This is a genomic window from Enterobacter sp. HNDS-6, assembly GCF_039850505.1.
GTDB lineage: Bacteria > Pseudomonadota > Gammaproteobacteria > Enterobacterales > Enterobacteriaceae > Enterobacter > Enterobacter kobei.
In genome coordinates this window covers 1,579,778-1,598,962 of the sequence record NZ_CP156673.1, presented here as the reverse complement: position 1 = coordinate 1,598,962, position 19,185 = coordinate 1,579,778, and the positions used below count along the sequence as shown (strand labels likewise).

Below are 19,185 nucleotides of genomic sequence, written 5' to 3'. Positions count from 1 at the left end.
TTGGGCAGTTTCTAAACAATCGCGCGGTAGTATAAAGGCAAGCCTGATTCATTGATATAGCCGTCACGGCGACGGGCGATAAGGAGATCGTGAAGCATGGCTTTCAAAACATGGCAAACGGGCGTTCATATTCAACAGGATAGGGTGCTGATTGCGGCGCTGGCCCGGGAGAGAGGCGGCTGGTGTTTACGCCGCTGGTGGGCATTCACTCTTGCTGAAGGCACGATTCGTGACGGCAAAATTAGCCAGCCGGAACAGCTGGTTGATGCGTTGCGCGACTGGCGAAAGACGCTGCCGCATTATCACCGGGTCTATCTCTCATTCCCAGCCGCGCGCACTCTGCAAAGGTCGCTTCCCCGCCCGGCGGTTGCGCTGCGCGACAGCGAACAGCTCTCATGGCTGGGCGCGTCGCTCTCGCGCGAACTGGAGATGTCCGCAGATACCCTCTGTTTCGATTACACCCAGGATACGTTCAGCAATACGTATCACGTCACTGCCGCACAAAACAAGGAGGTTGAAACGCTGCTGGCGCTGGCGAAAACACTGCATTTGCGGCTGGCGACCATCACCCCGGATGCCAGCGCGCTGGCGAACCTGCTCCCTGCGGTAGCACCGACGCCGTGCGTCGCCTGGCGGGATCAGCATCAATGGCTGTGGGCCATGCGCCACCAGTGGGGACGTCGATACACCACTGAAGCAGAAAACGTCACTGAGCTGGCGGCGCTGCTGGCCCTCAACCCGAACGACATCGCGCTGTTTGATACCCAACGGACGCCATGGGAAACCCTGCAACGCTGCCATGCTCCTCTCCCCGAGTGCGGAGCTGACTTTACCGTCGCGCTGGCACTGGCTATGAGTGAGGAGCCTGAATGAACGTCACCAATTTCCTGCCCTGGCGTCAGCAGCGTCGCGCGCGATGCCTGCGTTTCTGGGGCGGCATGTTTATCAGCACGTCGCTGCTGATCCTCATGATCGTTTTCAGTCTGCGAATGAACCATCAGGTAACGCTGCGCGCGCTGCAAAGTCAGCTTGTGGGAACCCAGTCCGTGCAGCGTGGCCTTATGTCTCGCCAGAAACTGACCACCGTGACGCAGAAGCCTGCGGGCACGCTGCAACGACACGCATGGCAACCGGTGCTGGAATCACTTTCCCGCGCCATGCCCCCACAGGTCTGGCTGACGGAGCTGCGTTATCAGCCTCCCGCGCTGGTGATGATCGGGTATGCCTCCACCCTTCCGGCTCTCTCTGCGCTGCGCAACGGAGTGGGACAACTCGCCGGCTTTACACCCGGGCCTGAAGGGGAGCTTCGGCAGGATAGTCAGGGGCGCTGGATGTTCACGCTGTACCTGAAAAGCGAGGGGTAGCGCGTGGAGACTTTGTTAGAACGCTGGTGTGATAGCCGCCCCTGGTGTCGGCTGATCTGCATGTGTCTGGGGATTTTCCTTGTGGGACTGGCAGCATGGAGCACGGTGCTTCGGCCAGTTGAGAGGCAGTGTACAGAGCGACAGCAGCAGCTGGTCCAGGAGGTGCGGACTAACGCGTCGCTGTGGCCTTCCGCCAGTAAGACAACGCTTCGTCCGGAAACCCAGACGGCACGGGAGATGATGCCATTTTCGCCGCTCGATTTTCAGGGTGAAGGAACAACGCTCCTGCACTGGAAGCCGTTGCAAAACGGCGGCGAACTGGCGCTGGAATCGGCGTGGCAGGCGATCCCCGCACTCTTTTCCCGGCTGGCACAGCGGGATGTGCAGGTCGCTGCTTTTACGATTTCGCCCCAAAGTACGGTGTTACGCCTGCGGCTGGAGCTGGAACATGCGAAATAGCGCGAAGTGCCTGCTGGTTTGTTCCGTGCTGTTATTGACCGGCATGCGCGATCCGTTTCGTCCGCCGGATGACCCTTGCGCTACGGGCGAGCTGGCGCAGTGGCACTACCGCGGAATGGTAGCAGGACAGCAGCGACTGGCTATTTTACAGGACGGGCAACAGCGCTGGCATCGTATGAAAATGCGCGATCGTTTTCCGGCGGGCTGGCAGATAACCGCCATCAATGAAACGGAACTGGCCATTGCCGTGGGGGAGACATGTGAACCCGGGCAATGGACGTGGCAACGAGAAGGAAAGGATACAAATGACGTTAAGGATAGTGCTGTTGCTGCTGGCGTTCAGCCACCCGCTGTGGGCCGCCGCGCCAAAGCCGGTCACGCTGGTGGTGGATGATGTTCCTGTGGCCCAGGTGCTCCAGGCACTGGTTACGCAGGAGAACCGTAATCTGGTGATATCGCCCGATGTCAGCGGCACGCTCTCGCTTAATCTGACGGGCGTCCCCTGGCGGCAAGCATTGCAGACGGTCGTTGCCAGCGCCGGGCTCGTTTTGCACGAGGAGCGCAGCATTTTTTATGTTCATACCCCGGCATGGCTGCGCGATCGGCGGGAACGTTTAGAGCAGGAGCGGGCGCGTCGACAGCTTGATGCACCGCTGATCTCGCAAAGCCTCCCTTTTTCATATGCGGACGCCGGGGAACTGCAAAAAGCCGCGGAAAAGCTTCTGAGTCCAAAGGGGAGTTTATCGGTCGACAAACGTACCAACCGCCTGCTGGTCAGAGATAACGCGGCCGCGCTGGAAGCGCTGCAGCAGTGGGCGTTGCAGATGGATATTCCCGTCGAGCAGGTTGAGCTGGCGGCGCACATTGTCACCATTAATGAAAAAAGCCTCCGTGAGCTGGGCGTGAAATGGAATCTCGCTGACGCTACCGAGGCGGGCAGGGTTGGACAGATTACGACGCTTGGCAGCGATCTGTCCGTGGCCAGCGCAACCAGCCATGTGGGGTTTAACATCGGGCGGATTAACGGCAGGCTGCTGGATCTGGAGTTATCTGCGCTGGAACAAAAACAGCAGGTCGATATCATCGCCAGCCCCCGGCTGCTGGCCTCGCATATGCAACCGGCAAGCATCAAGCAGGGCAGTGAGATCCCGTATCAGGTCTCAAGCGGCGAAAGCGGCGCGACCTCGGTGGAGTTTAAAGAGGCAGTACTCGGAATGGAGGTCACGCCGGTGGTATTGCCCGGTGGACGCGTGCGACTGAAATTACACATCAGTGAAAACATGCCGGGACAGGTGTTGCAGCAGGCTGACGGTGAAACGCTGGCCATCGACAAGCAGGAGATAGAAACCCAGGTGGAGGTCAAAAGTGGAGAAACGCTGGCGCTGGGCGGGATTTTCTCGCAAAAGAATAAAACCGGCAGTGACGGCGTACCCGGGCTTAGCCGCATCCCCTGGCTGGGACAACTTTTTCGCCATGATGGAAAAGACAATGAACGGCGTGAGTTAGTGGTGTTTATTACACCACGTCTGGTGGCTATTCACTGACGGGTAACGATCCCCGCAATGATTTTGCATTCAGTTTGTTGCAGATGTTTGACGTGGGGCATGAATTAGCATACAAGGAGTACCGATTTGAGTTGGACTTACGTCTTATTACCTTATGCGACCGGCGTGGTGATTTAATCAGTTGCCAAACAAGCCGGAGTATTGAGATAATTTTTAGTCTGACTCTCGCTCTATTGCATATGAGGTTTCAGTTCATGTCCTGCTACGCCGGGTGTCTGCGAAGCGGGGATTACCATTAACGAATAGTCTTAGTAGTACCGATAAAATGGCAGAGAAACGCAATATCTTTCTGGTTGGGCCTATGGGTGCCGGCAAAAGCACTATTGGGCGTCAGTTAGCTCAACAACTCAATATGGAATTTTACGATTCTGATCAAGAGATTGAGAAACGAACCGGAGCTGATGTGGGCTGGGTTTTCGATGTAGAAGGCGAAGAAGGTTTCCGTGACCGAGAAGAAAAAGTGATCAACGAACTCACGGAAAAACAGGGCATCGTACTGGCAACAGGCGGCGGCTCTGTGAAATCTCGCGAAACCCGCAACCGTCTCTCCGCCCGTGGCGTAGTGGTCTATCTTGAGACGACCATTGAGAAACAGCTGGCACGTACGCAGCGCGATAAAAAGCGCCCGCTGCTGCAGGTTGAAACGCCACCTCGCGAAGTTCTGGAAGCGTTGGCCGATGAACGCAATCCGCTGTACGAAGAGATTGCCGATGTGACCATTCGCACTGACGATCAGAGCGCTAAAGTGGTTGCAAACCAGATTATTCATATGCTGGAAAGCAACTGATTCTGGCTTTATATACACTCGCCTGCGGGTAAAGCATTAAAGGTGGATGTCGCGTCATGGAGAGGATTACAGTTACTCTCGGGGAACGTAGTTACCCTATCACCATCGCGGCTGGTTTGTTTAACGACCCAGCTTCCTTTTTACCACTAAAAGCGGGTGATCAGGCGATGCTGGTCACCAATGAGACGCTGGCTCCGCTTTATCTTGACCGCGTACGCCACCTGCTTGAGCAGGCAGGCGTTAAAGTCGACAGTGTGATTCTGCCCGATGGCGAGCAGTATAAAAGCCTGACGGTACTGGATACCGTCTTTACCGCATTGCTGCAAAAACCGCATGGTCGCGATACAACACTGCTTGCCCTGGGCGGCGGTGTTGTGGGCGATCTGACCGGCTTTGCGGCCGCAAGCTATCAACGTGGCGTTCGTTTTATTCAAATCCCGACCACGTTGCTGTCACAGGTCGACTCCTCTGTCGGCGGCAAAACCGCAGTCAACCATCCGCTCGGCAAAAACATGATTGGCGCGTTCTACCAACCCGCATCGGTCGTGGTGGATCTCGACTGTCTGAAAACCCTGCCGACGCGCGAGCTGGCTTCGGGTCTGGCTGAAGTGATCAAATACGGCATTATTCTGGATGGCGAGTTCTTTAACTGGCTGGAAGAGAATATGGATGCGTTGTTGCGCCTGGATGAAGCAAAACTGGCATACTGCATTCGTCGTTGTTGTGAACTGAAAGCAGAAGTTGTCGCCGCAGACGAGCGTGAAACCGGCTTACGTGCTTTACTGAATCTTGGGCATACGTTTGGTCACGCCATTGAAGCCGAAATGGGTTACGGCAACTGGTTGCACGGTGAAGCCGTCGCAGCCGGAATGGTCATGGCAGCCCGCACCTCTGAACGTCTGGGTCAGTTTAAACCGGAAGAGACGGCACGTATCATTGCGCTGCTTGAACGTGCAGGTTTGCCGGTAACCGGGCCGCAGGAGATGTCGGCGCAAGCGTATTTACCCCACATGATGCGCGATAAAAAAGTATTGGCAGGTGAGATGCGTCTTGTACTCCCGCTTGCAATAGGGAAGAGTGAAGTGCGCGGCGGAGTGTCGCACGATGTCGTTCTTGGCGCTATCGCTGATTGTCAGCAGGCGTAACAACTAGAAAGGTCAGGCCACTTTTACCGGTGGTCGTTTAGCTTCAGGCGAAATGCAAAGACGTAGGCATAAGCCTTTGAGTGGGGTGTTAAATGGATGAATTCAAACCAGAAGACGAGCTGAAACCCGATCCCAGCGATCGTCGTACTGGTCGTTCTCGTCAATCTTCAGAACGTGATAACGAGCCGCAGATCAACTTTGACGATGTTGAACTGGATGCAGACGATCGTCGCCCTTCGCGTAGCCGCAACGCGCGTGATGAGCGAGAAGAAGAGGATTATGAGTCCGAAGAAGATTCAATGGACGAACAGCCTGTAGAGCGTCGCCCGCGTAAACGTAAAAAAGCCGCTGCGCAGAAACCGGCTTCCCGCCAGTATATTATGATGGGCCTTGGCGTTTTGGTGCTTGTGCTGCTGATTGTTGGCATTGGCTCCGCGCTGAAAGCACCGTCAACGAACTCAACCGAGCAGACGGCTTCTACTGAGAAGAGCATTAATCTTTCCGGTAACGATGCGACGGATCAGGCGAACGGTGCGCAGCCAGCGCCGGGCACCACTTCCGCTGAGCAGACTGCCAGCAACACCACGACGCCGCAGGATGTTTCCCTGCCGCCTGTGTCATCAACCCCAGCTCAGGGCCAGGCTCCGGTTACGCCTGAAGGCCAGCAGCGTGTAGAAGTTCAGGGAGACCTGAACAATGCACTGACACAGCCACAGAACCAGCAGCAGGTTGATAACGTTGTGGTGAACTCTACGCTGCCAACTGAACCTGCAACCGTTGCGCCGATTCGCGGTGGTAACGCTCAGCCGCAAACTGCGGCGACGGAAACCAAGCCGCGTCAGACGCAAACGGCGACACGTCCTGAACGTAAGCAGGCGGTGATTGAGCCTAAGCGTGAAACCAAACCTCAGGCCGTAGTCAAAGCGCCTGAAGTGAAAGCCGCACCGACACAGCCGAAACACACGGCTACAGCTGCCGTGAACGAGCCGGCCAAAGCGCCAGTCACGCAGACTGCACCGAAAGCGACGGCGACCACAACGGCACCGGCGGCCACCACTGCGCCTGCCGCGACGGCTTCCAGCACGACAGCAGGCAAAACCGCAGGCAACGTCAGCTCGCTGAAATCTGCGCCATCCAGCAACTACACGCTGCAGTTGAGCAGTTCGTCTAACTATGACAACCTCAACGGTTGGGCGAAGAAATCAAATCTGAAAAACTACGTGGTTTATCAGACGACCCGAAACGGTCAACCGTGGTATGTGTTGGTTAGCGGGGTTTATGCATCCAAAGATGAAGCGAAACGTGCCGTGGCGTCGCTGCCTGCAGATGTTCAGGCTAAAAACCCATGGGCGAAGCCGATTCATCAGGTTCAGGCCGATCTGAAGTAATGTTTAAAGCGCAGGATGCTGTCGGAGCTTTCTCCACAGCCGGAGAAGGTGTAATCAGTTAGTCAGCATGAAAAAAAATCGCGCTTTTCTGAAATGGGCAGGGGGGAAATACCCCCTGCTCGATGATATTAAAAAGCACCTGCCAAAAGGCGAGTGTCTTATCGAGCCCTTCGTGGGTGCAGGATCGGTGTTCCTGAACACTGATTTTTCTCGTTATATCCTCGCGGATATCAACAGCGACCTTATCAGCCTCTATAACATCGTCAAACTGCGTACCGATGAGTATGTGGAAGAGGCGCGTAAGCTGTTTACGCCTGAGAACAACAACCCTGACGTCTACTATCGGTTCCGCACGGAGTTTAATCAGAGCCAGGATCCGTTCCGCCGCGCGCTGTTGTTCCTCTATCTCAACCGTCATGGTTACAACGGCCTGTGCCGGTATAATCTGCGTGGTGAATTCAACGTGCCGTTTGGTCGTTATAAGCGCCCGTACTTCCCGCAGGACGAGTTATATCACTTTGCTGCAAAAGCGCAGAATGCAGAGTTCCACTGTCTCTCCTATGAGGAGTGTATGGAACTGGCGGGAGTAAATTCGGTGGTTTACTGTGACCCTCCGTACGCCCCGCTGTCGGCGACGGCGAATTTCACCGCCTACCATACCAACAGCTTCAGCCCGGCCGAACAGGCGCGTCTGGCGGAGATGGCGGAAAAGCTGGTCAGCAAAAGAATTCCGGTGTTAATTTCGAATCACGATACGCCTGATACGCGCGAATGGTATAAAGCCGCGAAGCATTTTCAGGTTAAAGTGCGGCGTAGCATTAGCAGCAACGGCGGCACACGTAAAAAGGTGGACGAACTCCTGGCTCTTTATCGCCCCTGAGCCGTTTTGCCCGCCGGTAAACACATTTCAAGGAGATGCGGATGAAACAGTTTTTGATTGCTCCCTCAATTCTGTCGGCCGATTTTGCCCGCCTGGGTGAAGACACGGCTAAAGCTCTCGCGGCTGGCGCAGATGTCGTCCATTTCGACGTTATGGATAACCACTATGTCCCCAACCTGACGATTGGCCCAATGGTGCTCAAGGCGCTGCGTAACTACGGCATCACCGCGCCGATCGACGTTCACCTGATGGTCAAGCCGGTCGACCGAATCGTGCCAGACTTCGCCGCGGCGGGGGCCAGCATCATCACTTTCCATCCGGAAGCCTCAGAACATGTGGACCGCACCCTGCAGCTGATCAAAGAGAATGGCTGTAAGGCGGGTCTGGTGTTTAACCCGGCCACGCCGTTGAGCTATCTCGATCATGTCATGGATAAACTGGACGTCATTTTGCTGATGTCTGTTAACCCGGGCTTTGGCGGTCAGTCGTTCATCCCTCATACGCTGGACAAGCTGCGCGAAGTGCGCCGTCGTATTGATGAGTCAGGATACGATATTCGCCTGGAAGTGGACGGCGGTGTGAAAGTGAATAACATTGGTGAAATTGCGGCAGCGGGCGCGGATATGTTCGTTGCCGGGTCGGCCATTTTCGACCAACCGGATTACAAAAAAGTCATTGATGAAATGCGCCGCGAGCTGGCGAAGGTAAGTCATGGATAAATTGCAGGCAATTCGGGGTGTAGCGTTCGACCTCGACGGCACGCTGGTTGACAGCGCGCCGGGCTTAACGAGCGCCGTGGATCAGGCGCTGTATGCCCTTGAACTGCCCGTTGCGGGCGAAGAACGTGTTGTGACGTGGATTGGCAACGGTGCCGATGTGCTGATGGAGCGCGCGTTAACGTGGGCTCGTCAGGAGCGCGCGTCGCAGCGTTCCGCGCAGGGCAAACCGAGCGTCGATCACGCAGATATCCCTCAGGATGAGCAGCTGCGTATTCTGCGCAAACTGTTCAATCGTTTCTATGAAGAGACCGTTGAAGAGGGGAGTTTTCTCTTCCCGGACGTCCAGGAAACCCTGAGCGTGCTGCATGCCCAAGGCATCCCGCTTGGGCTAGTGACCAATAAACCCACGCCGTTTGTTGCCCCTCTTCTCGACGCGCTGGATATCGCGAAATATTTCTCCGTGATTGTGGGCGGCGATGATGTGCAAAACAAAAAGCCGCATCCGGAACCGCTGTTGCTGGTGGCAGGAAAATTATCCTTAACACCTGCGGAGCTGCTCTTTGTCGGGGATTCCCGCAATGATATTCTGGCTGCCCGCGCGGCAGGATGTCCTTCCGTCGGATTGACCTATGGCTACAACTACGGTGAGGCCATAACGCTGAGTGAGCCGGATGTTGTGTTCGACCACTTCAAAGATTTGTTGCCCGCACTCGGGCTTTCGCACAGTGAACATCAGGAATTGAATAATGACTAAGCCCATCGTATTTAGTGGCGCACAGCCGTCAGGTGAATTGACCATTGGTAACTACATGGGTGCGTTGCGTCAGTGGGTCAGCATGCAGGATGACTACCATTGCATTTACTGCATCGTGGATCTTCATGCTATCACTGCGCGTCAGGATCCTGAGAAGCTGCGCAAAGCCACCCTGGACACCCTGGCCCTCTATCTGGCCTGCGGCATCGATCCTGAGAAGAGCACCATTTTTGTTCAGTCACATGTACCAGAGCACGCACAGCTGGGCTGGGCGCTGAACTGCTACACCTACTTCGGTGAACTGAGCCGCATGACCCAGTTCAAGGATAAATCCGCACGCTATTCTGAAAACATCAACGCCGGTCTGTTTGACTATCCGGTGCTGATGGCGGCTGACATTCTGCTGTACCAGACCAACCAGGTTCCTGTCGGTGAAGACCAGAAACAGCACCTGGAGCTGAGCCGCGATATCGCCCAGCGCTTCAACGCGCTTTATGGCGAGGTGTTTAAAGTACCAGAGCCGTTTATTCCGAAATCGGGCGCACGCGTCATGTCGCTGCTGGAACCGACCAAGAAGATGTCCAAGTCAGACGATAACCGCAACAACGTTATTGGCCTGCTGGAAGATCCGAAATCCGTGGTTAAAAAGCTTAAGCGTGCGGTGACCGACTCCGACGAGCCGCCAGTGGTGCGCTACGACGTGCAGAATAAAGCGGGCGTTTCCAACCTGCTGGATATTCTCTCCGGTGTGACCGGCCAGAGCATTCCAGAGCTGGAACAGCACTTCGAAGGCAAGATGTATGGTCACCTGAAAGGTGAAGTGGCAGACGCCGTTTCCGGCATGTTGACCGAGTTGCAGGAGCGTTATCACCGCTACCGTAACGACGAAGCTTTCCTGCAGAAGGTGATGAAAGACGGCGCGGAAAAAGCCAGCGCGCGCGCGTCAGAAACCCTCAAAGCGGTGTATGAAGCGATTGGGTTTGTGGGTAAACCATAGGTAAAAGCAAAACGGTAACCACGTTACCGTTTTTAGGGTTTGTTCCCTCTCCCTGTGGGAGAGGGTCAGCGTGAGGGCATCAGGCCGCACTTCACAAAACTAAAAAACCGGGAAATCCCGGTTTTTTTACGCCTGAAAACGGCTTACTGCTGTGCCGCCTGTCCGCAACCACCGATGATCTTCGAAATTGAGATCGCCGGGTGCAGCAGATAATCGTAGCTGCAGTTATTTTTGGTGTTTTGAACGTGACCGGTACAGGCCGTCAGGGTCGATAACAGGCCAACCAGAACGGCGGCTTTTGCCAGCTTGAACATACGCATTCCTTGTCTAAAAAATTGGATGTAATACGAGGGAATAAATGGAAAAGTTCCACTATGCGGGCGGTATGTTAGCGGTAGCCGTTAGAGGGGAGTAGTCCGCTTAAGGACTACTCGAAGAGGGAAAAATATGTGTCAGTGATTCGAGAACCAGTTCAGCTTATCGCGTAATTCAACCACGCGACCCACCACAATCAATGCCGGACTTTCAACCTGCTGCGCCAGCTCGCCGAGTTGAGTCAGCACACCATCGACCACACGCTGCGTAATGGCGGTACCGTTTTCCACCAGCGCAACGGGCATATCTGCCTCCATGCCGTGCTCCAGCAGTTTCGCCTGAATAGTGGCGGCCTGATTTAGCCCCATGTAGAAGACCAGCGTCTGCTTTTCAGCGGCCAGATTATGCCAGTCCAGTTCGCTGCCGGTTTTGAGGTGGCCCGTCACAAGACGCACGCTCTGCGCGTAATCGCGGTGGGTCAGCGGGATGCCGGAGTAGGCTGAGCAGCCGGACGCCGCCGTAATCCCTGGCACCACGGAGAACGGAATACCTGCGTTGCACAGGGTTTCCAGCTCTTCGCCGCCGCGACCAAAGATAAACGGATCGCCGCCTTTCAGACGCACCACGCGCTTACCTTTCTGCGCCTCGCGTAGCAGGATCTGGTTAATCTCTTCCTGCGGTACGCAGTGGTAGCCCGCGCGCTTGCCGACGAAGACGCGATCGGCGTCGCGACGCACCAGGTTCATGATGTCATCGGAGACCAGGCGGTCGTAGACCACGATATCCGCCTGCTGGATCTGTTGCAGGCCTTTCAGCGTCAGTAAGCCTGCATCGCCAGGACCCGCGCCGACCAGCACCACTTCTCCACGGTGATCCAGCGGTTCGTTCAGTAACTGTTCGGTCGTCTCTTCCACCGCTTTTGTGTCCTGGTTCGCCAGCGACTGCGCCAGCCTGTCGTTCACAAAGAACTTTTCCCAGAAGCGACGGCGCTCCCCTACGGTCGCGAAGGTTTGCTTCACGCGGGAACGAAGTTGTCCGGCATAGTGGGCAATCTGACCAAGATGCTGCGGCAGCACGGCTTCCAGTTTTTCCCGCAGCAGGCGGGCGAGAACAGGTGAGCGTCCACCGGATGACACCGCAATCATCAGCGGTGAGCGGTCGATAATCGACGGCATGATAAAGCTGGCTTCTTTCGGCGCATCGACCACGTTGCAGAAGATACGCCGCGCTTCGCAGGCATCGCTGACGCGCTGATTCACGGCATCGTCATCCGTTGCGGCAATGGTCAGCCAGCAGGTATCCAGCAGGGATTCATCAAACTCTCCTTGTACCCGCGTGAGCATCCCTTCCTGGGCCCAGACGTCAAACTGCGGGGTAAAGGTGAGAGCATTCACGGTCAGTCGGGCCCCCGCTTCCAGCAGCAGGCGCGCCTTGCGCTCAGCCACATCGCCGCCGCCTACAAGCAGGCAGTCGCGATGGCGTAATTGACAAAAAATCGGCAGGTGGTCCACGACGATACCTCACAGCATTCAAGGAGGGGGTAAGCATTGACGTCAGGATAACAGCAGGAATCGCCGAAAATATACGGTTTTTCCTGCCGTTACCCATAAGGGGTCATAAGCCTTTCCTATTGAAAAGGCGGGGGGTTACGCTTTGAGCTGCACCTTGCCGTCCTTCACGCGGACGTCATAGTGCTTCACGGAGACGCTTTCATCTTCCATGCAGCGTCCGTCGGTTAAACGGAAACGCTGCTTTTTCAGCGGGCTGGCGACCCACAGTTCACCCTGGTGCTCGGCAATCAGGCCACGGGAGAGCACGCTGGCCTCGAAGAACGGGTCGATATTGCTGATGGCAAAAACCTGTTCATCGTGACGGGGACGGAAAATCGCGACCTGCTCGTTACCCAGCAGCGCACACACGCCGGTGGCGGGCAGAATGTCGTTAATCTCGCAAATGTTTACCCACTGGCTCATGCGTTTTCCTCCACCAGCGTGACTGGAATGCGTTCATACGGTGTTGCCGGGCGATGCTGCTCGCGCTCTGGCACCACCTGCACGTTCGGGTCGCGCTGGGTGCTGTTGATAAAGTGTTTGAAGCGTGTCTGCGCCGCAGGGGTATTCACGGTTTCGGTCCACTCGCAGATCACTGCCTCGCGCAGGCGAGCCATCTCTGCTTCCAGATGCTCGTTCAGGCCCAGCTTGTCGTCGATGATCACCGCTTTCAGATAATCAATGCCGCCTTCCAGGTTATCCAGCCAGGACGCTGTACGGGTCAGCTTATCGGCGGTACGGATGTAGAACATCATGAAGCGGTCGAGGTACTTAATCAGCGTGTCGTGGTCAAGATCCGCTGCCAGCAGGTCTGCATGGCGTGGTTTCATCCCGCCGTTACCGCAGACGTACAGGTTCCAGCCTTTTTCGGTGGCGATAATACCCACGTCTTTACCCTGCGCTTCGGCACATTCACGGGTACAGCCGGAGACGCCGAACTTCATTTTGTGCGGGGTACGGATGCCCTTGTAGCGGTTTTCCAGCTCCACGCCGAAGCCGACGCTGTCGCCCACGCCGTAGCGGCACCAGGTGCTGCCCACGCAGGTTTTCGCCATACGCAGCGCTTTGGCATACGCGTGGCCGGTTTCGAAGCCTGCTTCAATCAGTTGGCGCCAGATTTCTGGCAGGTCGTCTTTCTGCGCCCCAAACAGCCCGATACGTTGTGAACCGGTAATTTTGGTGTACAGGTTAAATTCGCGGGCGATCCGGCCCACCGCGACCAGCCCTTCCGGCGTGATTTCGCCACCGGCGGAACGTGGAATGACGGAGTAGGTGCCGTCTTTCTGAATGTTCGCCAGGAAGTTGTCATTGGTATCCTGCAGCGGCGTGTGCTCGGGTTTGAGCACGTATTCATTCCAGCAGGAGGCCAGCAGGGAGCCGACGGTCGGTTTACACACTTCACAGCCATAACCCTGGCCGTGTTTCGCCAGCAGTTCGTCGAAGGACTTAATGCCTTCCACACGGATCAGGTGATACAGCTCCTGGCGAGAGTAAGCAAAATGCTCGCACAGGTTGTTGTTCACTTCGATGCCCTGTTTCGCCAGCTCGGCGTTCAGCACCTGAGTTACCAGTGGAATACATCCGCCACAGCCGGTACCGGCTTTGGTTTCGGCTTTCAGCGCGGCAACGGTATGGCAGCCCTTGTTGATGGCAGAGATCAGCATGCCTTTGGTGACGTCGAAGCAGGAGCAAATCTGCGCGCTGTCCGGCAGTTTATCCACGCCGATGGACGGTTTACCGCTGGAGGCGTGCGCCGGGAGGATCAGCGCGTCCGGGTTTTCCGGCAGCTCGATGGCGTTGAGCACCAGCTGGAGCAGATTACCAAAGTCGCTGGTATCGCCTACCAGTACTGCGCCGAGCAGGGTTTTATTGTCCTTACTGACGATAAGACGTTTGTAGACTTCTTTGCTTTCGTCGAGATAGACGTAGCTGCGAGCGCCAGGCGTGCGACCGTGCGCATCGCCGATACCGCCCACGTCCACGCCCAGCAGCTTCAGCTTGGCGCTCATATCCGCGCCGGTGAAGGCGTTTTCGCTGCCGAGAATATGGTCCACGGCGACCTGCGCCATTTTGTAGCCTGGCGCCACGAGACCGTATACGCGGTTATTCCAGCTGGCGCATTCGCCAATCGCGTAGATATCCGGGTCGGAGGTCTGGCAGGTATCGTTAATCATGATCCCGCCGCGCTGCGCGACGGCCAGACCGCACTGGGTTGCCAGTTTGTCGCGTGGACGAATACCGGTGGAGAAGACGATAAAGTCTACTTCCAGCTCGCTGCCGTCAGCAAAGCGCATGGTTTTACGTGCTTCGGTGCCTTCCTGCAAGATCTCTTTGGTGTTCTTGCTGGTGTGAACTTTCACGCCCATGCTTTCGATTTTACGGCGAAGCTGGTCGCCACCCATGTGGTCAAGCTGTTCGGCCATCAGCATCGGGGCAAATTCGATGACGTGGGTTTCTACGCCGAGGTTTTTCAGCGCGCCCGCGGCTTCTAAGCCCAGCAGACCGCCGCCGACAACGGCGCCGCGCTTGCTGCGGCGTGCGCAGGATTCAATGGCGTTGAGGTCTTCAATCGTACGGTAAACGAAGCAATCCTGAGTTTCAGAACCTTTAATAGGCGGGATCCACGGATACGAGCCTGTCGCCATGATCAGCTTGTCGTAAAAAACCGTACGTCCGGCGCTGGAGTGGATCACTTTTTCCTGACGGTTGATGGTGATGGCGCGTTCGCCCACCAGCACTTTTACGCCATGCTTCTCATAGAAACCTTCACGCACTAAAGAGAGCTCTTCGGCGGTATGATGGGAGAAGTAGGAAGACAAGTGCACACGGTCGTACGCCTTGCGGGGTTCTTCACAGAACACGGTAATATCGAACTGGTCGGCACCGGCTTTATCGAGAAGATCCTCAATAAAGCGATGGCCGACCATGCCGTTACCGATGATAGCGAGTCTGACTTTGCTCATTTTTGCCTCGATTTCTTTTCTATTACTGCCTACCTTAACGATTCAGCAGGGGCGCTTATTGATGTAAATCAAATACGTCTTCGCCTACTCCTTAGGTGGTATGCGGCTGATTTGTCAGGATTTTTATAAGTTATGGAAATCGCAGGCTTTTCGGGGGCGTCGATTTTGTGTACAAAGCAATGGCGTATTTTTGAACAAAAATATGCTTAAACAACGTTGCGTTGATCAGGGGATAAGAAATGTCTACAACACCGCTTTGGCTTGTTCAGAATGTTCGCTTACCGGGCCGGGAAGGACTATGGCAACTCGCCATTGAGAACGGGCGATTTGGTGACATCACCCCAATGGACGACACCCGCGCTGAAAGTTATGAAGTGTTGAACGCGCGCGGCGGGCTGGCGATCCCACCGTTTATCGAGCCGCATATCCATCTTGATACCACCCAGACGGCAGGCGAGCCGAACTGGAACCAGTCGGGCACGCTCTTTGAGGGCATTGAACGCTGGGCGGAGCGCAAAGCGTTACTCAGCCATGACGACGTCAAAGCGCGCGCCTGGAAAACGCTGAAGTGGCAAATCGCCAACGGCATTCAGTTTGTCCGTACCCATGTGGATGTCTCCGACCCGACGCTCACCGCCCTGAAGGCCATGCTGGAAGTGAAGCAGGAGGTGGCCCCATGGGTGACGCTGCAAATCGTCGCGTTCCCCCAGGAGGGTATTCTCTCTTACCCGAACGGCGCGGCGCTGCTGGAAGAGGCGTTAAAACGGGGTGCCGACGTGGTGGGGGCAATCCCGCACTTCGAATTCACCCGCGAGTATGGCGTCCAGTCGCTGCATATTGCTTTTGCACTGGCGAAGAAATATGACCGTCCGCTGGATATCCATTGCGATGAAATTGACGACGAACAGTCGCGGTTTGTCGAGACGGTGGCTACCCTGGCCTACGAGGCTGGCATCGGTCCGCGCGTGACCGCCAGCCATACTACCGCCATGCACTCCTACAACGGTGCGTACACCTCGCGCCTGTTCCGCCTGTTGAAGATGTCGGGGATTAACTTCGTCGCTAACCCGCTGGTCAATATCCACCTGCAGGGGCGTTTTGACGACTATCCTAAGCGCCGCGGCATCACGCGCGTGAAGGAACTCCAGGAAGCAGGCATTAACGTCTGCTTTGGTCATGACGATGTTTTTGACCCCTGGTACCCGCTGGGAACCGGCAATATGCTCCAGGTGCTGCACATGGGGTTACACGTCTGCCAGATGATGGGCTTTCCGCAAATCGACAGCGGCCTGGATCTGATCACCCATAACAGCGCCCGTACCTTTGGCCTGAGCGATTACGGTATTGCCTCGGGCAATCCGGCGAATCTGGTGATTTTGCCTGCGGAGAGCGGGTTTGAAGCGGTGCGCTGTCAGGTGCCGGTGCGCTGGTCGATTCGTCAGGGGCGGGTGATTGCCACGACGCAGCTGGCGCAGACGTGGATCCAGATGGATATCGGGGGGGAGGAGGTCAGCTTTGCCAGAAACAGCCCCTCTGCGTAGCGCAAAGGGGCAGGAAGGTTAGTGAGACACTACCGCATTGTGCTGGCGGTGGCGAGTCACGAAGCCCAGCACGAAGCACATGATGAACACCACGGCATACAGACCGTTAGCGGTGTGTAGCGCCGCCAGCGGGCCGCTGTGGGCAACGATCGGCCCCGTCACCACAAAGGTGAGCATGGTGCCGATGGTACCGCAGGTCAGCACGAAGTTAACCAGCTTCGGCGAAGCTACTTTGGTCTGCAGGGAGCCCAGCGTGATGATCGAGGTGTAAATCGCGCTGGAGAAGAAGCCCAGGGTCATAATGAACCACGGCATATTGTCCGGGGAACCGTTGATGAACAGATACATCAGCACGGTTGCCAGGCCCGCCAGCACCGTCAGGATGCGCTGCAGATCGAAGAAGCGCAGGATGAAGCTAAACGCCCACATGCCGAACATGTAAGACATCCAGAAATCGCTTACCAGTTTACCCGCGTCGTTCAGGCTCATGCCCAGGCCTTTCGCGTATTCCGGTACCCAGGAGATAAAGCCCAGCTGGCCCAGGATATAGCACAGGGCGGCGATGGAGAGGAACAGTACGCCGATGCCCCATTTCTCTTTCGCGACGGGTTCTGCGGCGGTTTGCGCTTTTTTGCCCAGAACCGGGAATTCACAGCCGAAGGTCAGAATAAAGATTGCTACGTAAACCAGACCGATACAGGCATAGACCCAGTACCACTCAATGCTGCGTGCCAGCAGAACGGCGGCCACCATCGGGAAAATCATCCCGGCCATGCTGAAGAAGGAGTCGGTGAACAGCAGGCGCGCGCCGCGCTGACGGCCTTCATACATATGGGTAATCAGGAACGTACCGATCGACATGGTGATCCCGCTGACCAGGCCGAGCACGAACATGGCGGCGGAGAACAACGCGATGCTGTGACTCAGCATCAGACCCGCCACGGCGGCGACCATCAGCACAAAACCAAAACGCAGCTGGGTCTTCAGCGGCACGATTTCCATCAGCCAGGCATTCAGGAAGATAGAGATGAGGATACCGGCGTTGAGGAAGGTAAAGGTGTTACTCATACTGGAGACGGGCAGCTGGAAGTAGTCTGCGATATTCCCCATCACCATCCCGGTGACGATCACCAACGCGCCGGTCAGGGCGTAGGAGAAGAAGCTGATCCATGTGAGCTTGATGCGATTGCTGTTAGTCATGTCTGGCCTGTTCAAAAAAGAAAAGCGCCCGGAAGGCGCTGAGAGCGGGCAGATTTTAGACATTAAAGTGATCCATTCATACCTTTTCAAAGAAATTTAAACTTCATTGCAGTTTTTTATGTGATCTCTATCACATAAAAAGACGCCATAACCAATCGTTTGCGTGGTTACAACTGTTTCAATTTCGTAAAATTAGGTAAAAGGCTGGTCTCCGTTCATACTGCTCTTTAGAATCAAGCCATTCGCTTTTTATACTGCGCTTTGTTAAGGAATTCTCATGCTCAAATCAACACTGGCGGCTGTCGCAGCTGTGTTTGCTCTTTCTGCCGTTTCCCCTGCTGCGCTGGCAGCCAAAGGGGACCCTCACGTTCTGCTGACCACCTCTGCCGGGAATATTGAGCTGGAACTGAATAGCCAGAAAGCTCCGGTTTCCGTGAAAAACTTCCTCGACTATGTGAACAGTGGTTTTTATAACAACACCACTTTCCACCGCGTGATCCCTGGCTTCATGATTCAGGGCGGCGGTTTCAACGAGCAGATGCAGCAGAAGCAGCCGAACCCGCCGATCAAAAACGAAGCGGACAACGGCTTGCTGAACAAGCGCGGCACGATTTCCATGGCACGTACGGCGGATAAAGACAGCGCCACCAGCCAGTTCTTCCTCAATGTGGCGGATAACGCCTTTCTCGACCATGGCCAGCGTGACTTCGGTTACGCGGTCTTCGGTAAAATTGTGAAAGGGATGGACGTGGCGGATAAGATTTCTCAGGTTCCTACTCATGACGTCGGCCCGTACCAGAATGTGCCGTCCAAACCGGTCGTGATCCTCTCCGCAAAAGTACTGCCGTAACCCTCTTTGACACGGGCGGCGCTCGCCCGTGTAATGCCCCCTCCCTGCGAAAGCGCGTTTTGCTGCTTATACTTGTGGCAAACGGACTATTCAGGGAGGCGTTAAGTGAAAAAACTCACCGACAAGCAAAAATCCCGTATTTGGGAGCAGCAGCGTAACGTCAATCTTCAGGCCAGTTGTCTCCTTGAAAAAGGTCATGGTCCTTCAGAACCCCATATTGAGACGCTGGAGCTCGGGCCTTCCGCGCCCGGTTTACCCCATCTTTGCCTTATTCACCGCCATCTGTATCGCAAAGAGCTGAAGCGGGCGGGCGAATACCGAACCGACGATATTTTTAAAGGTGACATTCCTTTCTGCCACTTCGAGTACATCGAGAAGATGGGCAATGAATTGATGGCGGACCTGGAAAGCGAAAAGTATCTGGTGGGTCTTCAGAAAGAAACCTTTGTGAACAGAGTTAGTCACTACTACTGTGAAATCAATATGCTGCATCCTTTTATGAGCGGCAATGGTATTGCCCAACGGGTCTTCTTTGAGCAGCTGGCCATTCATGCCGGGTATATGCTGGACTGGCGGGGTATCGATCCCGAGCAGTGGGTGGCGGCGAACCGAAGCGGCGCCACGGGCGATTTGACTGCGCTGAACGCTGTCTTTGCCAAAGTAGTGAGCGAAGCGCGGGAATCTGAGTAGAATAGGGCGGCATTTTTT

At 55.7% G+C, this 19,185-nt stretch carries 20 protein-coding genes; 15 read left to right on the top strand and 5 right to left on the bottom strand.

The genetic code is table 11. The annotated features are described in order from the left end of the window. Positions 1-96 precede the first annotated feature (96 nt). From ABFI50_RS07560 to trpS, 12 genes are all read left to right on the top strand, one after another. Positions 97-873, top strand: a complete 777-nt coding sequence (locus ABFI50_RS07560) for a hypothetical protein (RefSeq protein WP_014885531.1) — start codon at positions 97-99, stop codon at positions 871-873. After that, complete coding sequence (locus tag ABFI50_RS07555; RefSeq protein ID WP_014885530.1) at positions 870-1,364, top strand: PilN domain-containing protein; 495 nt, start codon at positions 870-872, stop codon at positions 1,362-1,364. The genes ABFI50_RS07560 and ABFI50_RS07555 overlap by 4 nt, the downstream gene beginning before the upstream one ends. A gap of 3 nt (positions 1,365-1,367) precedes the next feature. Next, a complete protein-coding gene (locus ABFI50_RS07550) occupies positions 1,368-1,823 on the top strand; it encodes a hypothetical protein (RefSeq protein ID WP_041163074.1) in 456 nt (151 codons plus the stop codon). Then, a complete protein-coding gene (locus ABFI50_RS07545; RefSeq protein ID WP_014885528.1) occupies positions 1,813-2,217 on the top strand; it encodes a HofP DNA utilization family protein in 405 nt (134 codons plus the stop codon). The genes ABFI50_RS07550 and ABFI50_RS07545 overlap by 11 nt, the downstream gene beginning before the upstream one ends. After that, the gene (gene hofQ / locus ABFI50_RS07540; RefSeq protein WP_014885527.1) at positions 2,129-3,367 is read left to right on the top strand and encodes a DNA uptake porin HofQ; all 1,239 of its coding nucleotides are present in this window, start codon (positions 2,129-2,131) and stop codon (positions 3,365-3,367) included. The genes ABFI50_RS07545 and hofQ overlap by 89 nt, the downstream gene beginning before the upstream one ends. A gap of 286 nt (positions 3,368-3,653) precedes the next feature. Then, positions 3,654-4,175, top strand: coding sequence for a shikimate kinase AroK (aroK, locus tag ABFI50_RS07535; RefSeq protein ID WP_003861630.1), 522 nt, complete (start codon positions 3,654-3,656; stop codon positions 4,173-4,175). Positions 4,176-4,231: 56 nt separating this feature from the next. Beyond that, positions 4,232-5,320: a 3-dehydroquinate synthase gene (gene aroB, locus ABFI50_RS07530; protein WP_014885526.1), complete on the top strand. Its 1,089-nt coding sequence runs from the start codon at positions 4,232-4,234 to the stop codon at positions 5,318-5,320. Between the two features lie 92 nt (positions 5,321-5,412). Beyond that, positions 5,413-6,708, top strand: coding sequence for a cell division protein DamX (damX, locus tag ABFI50_RS07525; protein ID WP_014885525.1), 1,296 nt, complete (start codon positions 5,413-5,415; stop codon positions 6,706-6,708). A 67-nt stretch (positions 6,709-6,775) separates the two neighbouring features. Beyond that, entirely contained in the window at positions 6,776-7,588 is an 813-nt protein-coding gene (gene dam, locus ABFI50_RS07520; protein ID WP_014885524.1) for an adenine-specific DNA-methyltransferase, read from the top strand. A 41-nt stretch (positions 7,589-7,629) separates the two neighbouring features. Further along, complete coding sequence (gene rpe, locus ABFI50_RS07515) at positions 7,630-8,307, top strand: ribulose-phosphate 3-epimerase (protein ID WP_014885523.1); 678 nt, start codon at positions 7,630-7,632, stop codon at positions 8,305-8,307. After that, the gene (gph, locus tag ABFI50_RS07510; RefSeq protein WP_014885522.1) at positions 8,300-9,061 is read left to right on the top strand and encodes a phosphoglycolate phosphatase; all 762 of its coding nucleotides are present in this window, start codon (positions 8,300-8,302) and stop codon (positions 9,059-9,061) included. Before rpe ends, gph begins: the two co-directional genes overlap by 8 nt. Then, on the top strand, positions 9,054-10,058 hold the full coding sequence (trpS, locus tag ABFI50_RS07505) for a tryptophan--tRNA ligase (RefSeq protein ID WP_014885521.1): 1,005 nt from the start codon (positions 9,054-9,056) through the stop codon (positions 10,056-10,058). The genes gph and trpS overlap by 8 nt, the downstream gene beginning before the upstream one ends. Before the next feature lie 143 nt (positions 10,059-10,201). On the opposite strand, the gene ABFI50_RS07500 is transcribed toward trpS, so the two are convergent. The 4 genes from ABFI50_RS07500 to nirB form a co-directional block, all read right to left on the bottom strand. Further along, positions 10,202-10,372 carry a YhfL family protein gene (locus ABFI50_RS07500; protein ID WP_014885520.1) on the bottom strand — a complete coding sequence of 57 codons (171 nt, stop codon included), beginning with the start codon at positions 10,370-10,372 and terminating at the stop codon, positions 10,202-10,204. A gap of 138 nt (positions 10,373-10,510) precedes the next feature. Beyond that, positions 10,511-11,884 (bottom strand): siroheme synthase CysG, encoded by a 1,374-nt coding sequence (gene cysG / locus ABFI50_RS07495; protein WP_014885519.1) that lies wholly within the window; start codon positions 11,882-11,884, stop codon positions 10,511-10,513. Between the two features lie 135 nt (positions 11,885-12,019). Continuing rightward, complete coding sequence (gene nirD, locus ABFI50_RS07490; RefSeq protein WP_014885518.1) at positions 12,020-12,346, bottom strand: nitrite reductase small subunit NirD; 327 nt, start codon at positions 12,344-12,346, stop codon at positions 12,020-12,022. Further along, the gene (gene nirB, locus ABFI50_RS07485) at positions 12,343-14,886 is read right to left on the bottom strand and encodes a nitrite reductase large subunit NirB (RefSeq protein WP_014885517.1); all 2,544 of its coding nucleotides are present in this window, start codon (positions 14,884-14,886) and stop codon (positions 12,343-12,345) included. Before nirB ends, nirD begins: the two co-directional genes overlap by 4 nt. Positions 14,887-15,125: 239 nt before the next feature. Between nirB and ABFI50_RS07480 the strand changes: the two genes are divergently transcribed. Then, complete coding sequence (locus ABFI50_RS07480; protein WP_041163073.1) at positions 15,126-16,427, top strand: cytosine deaminase; 1,302 nt, start codon at positions 15,126-15,128, stop codon at positions 16,425-16,427. 18 nt (positions 16,428-16,445) lie between these two features. Here ABFI50_RS07480 and tsgA read toward each other — a convergent pair whose 3' ends face one another. Continuing rightward, positions 16,446-17,627: an MFS transporter TsgA gene (gene tsgA, locus ABFI50_RS07475; protein ID WP_047365894.1), complete on the bottom strand. Its 1,182-nt coding sequence runs from the start codon at positions 17,625-17,627 to the stop codon at positions 16,446-16,448. Between the two features lie 277 nt (positions 17,628-17,904). Between tsgA and ppiA the strand changes: the two genes are divergently transcribed. Both ppiA and ABFI50_RS07465 read left to right on the top strand, forming a co-directional pair. Beyond that, positions 17,905-18,477, top strand: a complete 573-nt coding sequence (ppiA, locus tag ABFI50_RS07470; RefSeq protein WP_014885514.1) for a peptidylprolyl isomerase A — start codon at positions 17,905-17,907, stop codon at positions 18,475-18,477. Positions 18,478-18,582: 105 nt separating this feature from the next. Beyond that, the gene (locus tag ABFI50_RS07465) at positions 18,583-19,167 is read left to right on the top strand and encodes a putative adenosine monophosphate-protein transferase Fic (RefSeq protein ID WP_014885513.1); all 585 of its coding nucleotides are present in this window, start codon (positions 18,583-18,585) and stop codon (positions 19,165-19,167) included. Positions 19,168-19,185 lie beyond the last annotated feature (18 nt).